This is a genomic window from Povalibacter sp., from assembly GCF_036735925.1.
In the GTDB taxonomy this organism is placed as follows: Bacteria; Pseudomonadota; Gammaproteobacteria; order Steroidobacterales; family Steroidobacteraceae; genus Steroidobacter.
Genome location: NZ_DAINNK010000145.1, coordinates 1 through 5,149, shown reverse-complemented (window position 1 = coordinate 5,149; position 5,149 = coordinate 1). Strand labels below are relative to the sequence as shown.

The 5,149-nt window shown below is 65.1% G+C and carries 4 protein-coding genes; 3 read left to right on the top strand and 1 reads right to left on the bottom strand.

What is annotated here, in order from left to right:
* Positions 1-555: transcription termination factor Rho (gene rho, locus V7D81_RS22860; protein WP_324320672.1), on the top strand; the 555-nt coding region annotated here is incomplete at its 5' end.
* A gap of 215 nt (positions 556-770) precedes the next feature.
* Positions 771-2,624 carry a bifunctional diguanylate cyclase/phosphodiesterase gene (locus V7D81_RS22855; RefSeq protein ID WP_324320670.1) on the top strand — a complete coding sequence of 618 codons (1,854 nt, stop codon included), beginning with the start codon at positions 771-773 and terminating at the stop codon, positions 2,622-2,624.
* A gap of 89 nt (positions 2,625-2,713) precedes the next feature.
* On the opposite strand, the gene V7D81_RS22850 is transcribed toward V7D81_RS22855, so the two are convergent.
* Positions 2,714-4,024, bottom strand: coding sequence for a M20/M25/M40 family metallo-hydrolase (locus tag V7D81_RS22850; RefSeq protein ID WP_324320668.1), 1,311 nt, complete (start codon positions 4,022-4,024; stop codon positions 2,714-2,716).
* 46 nt (positions 4,025-4,070) lie between these two features.
* Between V7D81_RS22850 and V7D81_RS22845 the strand changes: the two genes are divergently transcribed.
* Positions 4,071-5,149 (top strand): MBL fold metallo-hydrolase (locus V7D81_RS22845; protein ID WP_324320666.1); only part of this gene is annotated, 1,079 nt, incomplete at its 3' end.

Sequence of the window (5,149 nt, the reverse complement as noted above, 5' to 3'; positions counted from 1 at the left end):
CCGGCGACGCGCCACGTGCAGGTCGCGGAAATGGTGATCGAGAAGGCCAAGCGCCTGGTCGAACACAAGCGCGACGTGGTCATTCTGCTCGACTCCATCACGCGTCTCGCGCGCGCCTACAACACCGTCGTGCCGAGTTCCGGCAAGGTGCTGACGGGCGGTGTCGATGCGAACGCACTGCAGCGTCCGAAGCGCTTCTTCGGCGCGGCGCGCAACATCGAGGAAGGCGGTTCGCTGACGATTCTCGCCACTGCGCTGATCGACACCGGCTCGCGCATGGACGACGTGATCTACGAAGAGTTCAAGGGTACCGGCAACTCGGAAATCCACCTCGACCGTCGCGTCTCCGAAAAGCGCGTGTTCCCGGCCGTGAACATCAACCGCTCCGGCACGCGTCGCGAAGAACTCATCACTTCGCCGGACGAGCTGCAGAAGATCTGGATCCTGCGCAAGCTGCTGCATCCGATGGACGAACTGGCGGCGATCGAGTTCCTCATCGACAAGATGAAGGACACGAAGACCAACGGCGAGTTCTTCGACGCGATGAAGCGCTGAAGAAGGGGCTCCTGGCGACTGGCTGCTGGCCGGAGCGGTCGCCAGTTCTCCCGCCAGGGACCAGTCGCCAGCCGGCCACTGTCCTGTGCTCCCCTTCACATATTCTGAAGGAAGAGGGTTTTCCCTCATTCAGGCGAACCCCGATGCGATGGGGTTCTCAGACCTCTATTGGTGGGGTCGTTAACTTACGGACACCGCCGGCCGTTGTCCGAGCCATGTCCGATTCTCGCCCTGATTCACCCACGCTGCGCCTGCGCCGGCTGGATGCCTCGACGTATGAGCTGACCGAGCTCATGCGCGACGGGCGCATTGCGACCCTGTTCCAGCCCATCATCGATCCCCGTTCGCGCGGCATCTGCGGTTTCGAATCGCTGGCCCGCGGACCGTCCGACAGCTGGCTGCATTCGCCGCAGAACCTGTTCGAGGCCGCGCGCCGTGCCGGCGTCAAGGTCGAACTCGATTTCGTCTGCATGCAGAACGCGTTCCGGCGCTTTGTCGCCGCGCGCGTCGCCGGGCAGCTGTTCATCAACGTCTCGCCCGACAGCATCTACGAGACTCCCGATTTCGCCGCCCGCTTTCTGCGCCATGCTCACGAAGCCGGGCTCGCACCGAATCGCTGCGTCATGGAGCTCACGGAAGAAAGCCTGCTCGATGACTACGCCCGGCTGCGTTCGGCCCTGCAGGGCCTGCGCGAGGCCGGTTGCTCGATCGCCATCGACGACCTCGGCGCCGGTTCCTCCGGATTGCGCACCTGGTCCGAACTGAAGCCCGACTTCGTCAAGATCGACCGCTACTTCGTCAGCGGCATCGATGCCGACAAGACCAAGCTGGAATTCGTCCGCTCCATTCTCGATGTCGGTCGCGCGATCGGCTGCCGCGTGATCGCCGAGGGTGTGGAGACCGAACGCGAGTGTCGCGAACTGGTCGACCTCGGCGTCGATCGTCTGCAGGGCAACCTGTTCGGCCGCCCGAATGCCGCGCCGATGGTGGTGTTGCAGCAGGTCGAGTCGCTGGACCGCACCATCGGCGTCACCAGCGCGCTGTGTGCCGATCACATTGCCGTCCATGTGCCGCCGGTGTCGCCCGAGATGCGGGTCGTCGAAGTGGCGGACCTGTTCCATCAATCGCCGGAACAGCAGACGCTCGCCGTCGTGCGCGACGGCCGGCCGGTGGGCGTGGTACGTCGCAACGATCTGTTCGCGCTGCTCGCCCGGCCGTTGCATCCGGAGATCTACAACAAGAAGCCCGTCTCTGCGGTCATGGAATCGCCGACGCTGCTGATCGACGGCCAGCTGCGACTGGAACAGGTCAGCCGGCTCGTGACCCAGAAGGGCAAGATGCGACTGACCGAAGAATTCGTCATCACGCGCGACGGCCTGTATCACGGCCTCGGGCAGACGATCGACCTGCTGCGCCTGATCACCGAGCAGCAGCTGCAGACGGCGAAGCATTCCAATCCGCTGACGCTGCTGCCCGGCAACGGCGCGGTCCGCAACTGCGTCGACCGGCTGATCGAGGCGGAGCGCCGCTTCGTCGTGGCGTACTTCGATCTCGACAGCTTCAAGCCCTACAACGACGTATTCGGCTACGCGCAGGGCGACCAGGTGATCCTGCACCTGAGCGGCCTGCTGAAGAGTCATTTTTCCGCGCGACTGGATTTCATCGGCCACATCGGCGGCGACGACTTCGTCGTGGTGATGCGCTGCGCCGACTGGCGCGAACGCGTCAATCGCGTGCTGGAGCAGTTCTCCGCCACCGTCAACGGTTTCTATTCGCCCGAACAGTCCGCCGCCGGCAAGTTCACCGCGACGGATCGCGACGGCAACGTGCAGGAATTTCCGTTGCTCACGGTCTCGGTGGCCGCGCTCGATTCAGCGACCGTCGGCGCAACCAGTGCCGACGCCATCGCGAATCTGCTCGCGCACGTGAAGAAAGTGGCCAAGCAGCGCAAGGGCAACAGCTTCGTCCTGCGCAGCGGCGAACGCGTCGTCGACCTGATGGGCCAGACGTCCGGCGGGCAGCTCACGCATGACACGGACCTGCTGCTGCCCGAGCAGATGGTCGGCTGACTTCTTCCTGTAGGTCAGGCTGTAGGTCAGGCTTTAGCCTGACTCCGGAGTAGCCGGCTGAAGCCGGCCCCACAGGAAGAGAGACTCGATCACTCCTTCCCAAGTCGATACAGCAGCACCGCCAGCCGCTGCGCCTGAATCTGCAGCGTGCGCAGATCCGCAAATTCCGTCGGCGTGTGCGAACCGCCGCCCAGCAGGCCCAGTCCATCGATGGCCATGTCCACGTGATCCGCTGCGAACGACACGTCAGCGGCGCCAGCACGACGCGGATTCACCGCCGTGACCGGACCGAAGCCCAGGTCCTGACTCACCTTGTCGTACAGGCCCAGCAGTTTCGCATTGCCCGGCGTCGGCGCCATCGGCGGATAGCCTTCATCGAACGTGATCTCCGCCGAGGTCTGCGGCAGATGCTGCGCGACGATGGCGCGCATTTTCTCCTGCGTGCGGGCGATCTGTTCCGGCGTGATGGCACGCAGATCGCCCGACGCAATCGCAATGGGCGCGACGATGTTGTCCTTGCCCGAGGCCTTGCCCTGCAGCGGCTCCGGCACGTACTCGACCTGCGTGCTGCCGATGACCAGGCCCGGATTGAACGTCAGCAGTTCCTCGCCGCGCAGTTGCGTATAGAAGCCGTTGAGGATGCGCGCGATCTCGTAGATCGCGCCCGCGCCGACTTCGTCGGTGAACACCTGCGACGAGTGTGAAGTCTTCCCCGTCGCCGTGATCTGCCAGCGACCGGAACTGCGCCGTCCCGTGACCGCCGTGCCCGGATCGTTGGCGGCATTCTCGAGGCCGATGGCGATATCCGCTGCCTTTGCCGCCTCGATGAGCGTGGCACGCGCGGCCGACAGCGGAGCGCCCGAATCTTCCTCATCGCCATGCAGAACGACGGTGAGCTGCACGCGATCGAGCGCACCGACCTGCCTGAGCGCATTCAATGCGGCGAGCGCGACCACGATGCCGCCTTTCATGTCGGCCGTGCCCGGACCGCGCGCGATGTTCTCGTCGACGCGCTCGAAGCGCTGGAAAGGGCTGTCGGGTTCGAACACCGTGTCGAGATGTCCGATCAGCAGAATGTGCGAGCCCTTGCCCTTGCGCTCCGCCACCAAATGCCCCGCGCGACCGAAGGCGGCGCCTTCCACCCAGCGGGTCTGGAAGCCCAGCGCCTGGAACTGCGGCTCGAACACCGTGCCGACGGCGCGAACGCCGGCGAAATTCATGGTGCCGCTGTTGATGTTGACGACTTTTTCCAGCAGCGCCACCGAGGCGTCCTGCTGCGATTTCACCTGGGCGACGAGGGCGCGCTCCGATCTGTCGGACAGGGTTTTCCCCAACGAGGGCTGCATACACACCAGCGTCGCAAGGATCAGCAGCAGGGTCGGACGCGAACGATGGGGCATGGCAGAATCCCGGCTCGGTAAAACAGGGCTGCATGATACGTCGCCGATGACCCGAGATCCCCCCGCAAGGACCGCCGATGGCGTGACTGCCGAAGGCGAGAGCTATGCGTCCGCACCGCAGCGGCTGCGCTACGTCGATGTCGCGACGCCCGAGCCCGGCGCCTGTGTCGAAGTCGCGCCCGGTGTTCTATGGAGCCGGATTCCGCTGCTGATCGATCTCAACCACATCAACGTCTGGCTGCTGGAACGCAGCGATGGCTACGTCGTCGTCGATACCGGCATGGCCGTGAACGCGGGCAAGGCGGCGTGGGAACGGATCGCGGCGACCTGCGGCAAGCCGCTGCGCGCCGTCTTCGTCACGCACATCCATCCCGATCACATCGGGCTCGCCGGCTGGCTGCACGAACGTTTCGGACTGCCGGTGTGGATGTCGCGCCGCACGCACGAGCAGGCGCGCCAGATGCTGAGCGGCGAGTTCATCGACAACAGCGACATCATCGAAGCGTTCTTCCGCACCAACGGCATCGCCGACACGGCGAGTCTCACGCCGCTGTTCTCATCGGCGCGGCTGGCGGGTCTCGCGAGCGGCCTGCCGCCGGTCGAGCGCTTCATCGCCGACGGCGAACGACTCGGCGGCGATCTGGATTGCTGGCAGGCACTGCAGACCAACGGCCACGCCGACGGTCATCTGTGTCTCGCCGACGAGCGCGCGCAGTTGCTCGTGAGCGGCGATCAGGTGCTGCCGACGATCTCGTCGAACATCAGCATCACGTTCCGCAGCATCGATCGCAATCCGCTGCATTCCTTCCTGACGTCGTTGCAGCGACTGCGGACGCAGTCGGCCGAGACGCTGGTGCTGCCATCGCACGGCGTGCCGTTTCGCGGCTTGCAGGCGCGCATCGACGATCTCACCCAGCATCATCGGGAGCAGCTGACGAAACTCGTCGCCGCCTGCGCGGAACCGAGGGCGGCGGCCGAGTTGCTGCCGCTCATGTTCCGCCGCCAGCTTGCCGGCATGCATCTGTTCCTGGGTCTCGGCGAGGCGCTCGCGCATCTCGAGTATCTGGTGCATGAAGGGCGGTTGCGGCGCCAGTCGCAGGCAGATGGGGTGAGAAGGTACAGAGC

Excerpts from the sequence above, each read along its gene's own strand:
- V7D81_RS22855 (WP_324320670.1), top strand. The coding sequence starts at position 771 with ATGTCCGATTCTCGCCCTGATTCACCCACGCTGCGCCTGCGCCGGCTG.
- V7D81_RS22850 (WP_324320668.1), bottom strand. The coding sequence starts at position 4,024 with ATGCCCCATCGTTCGCGTCCGACCCTGCTGCTGATCCTTGCGACGCTG.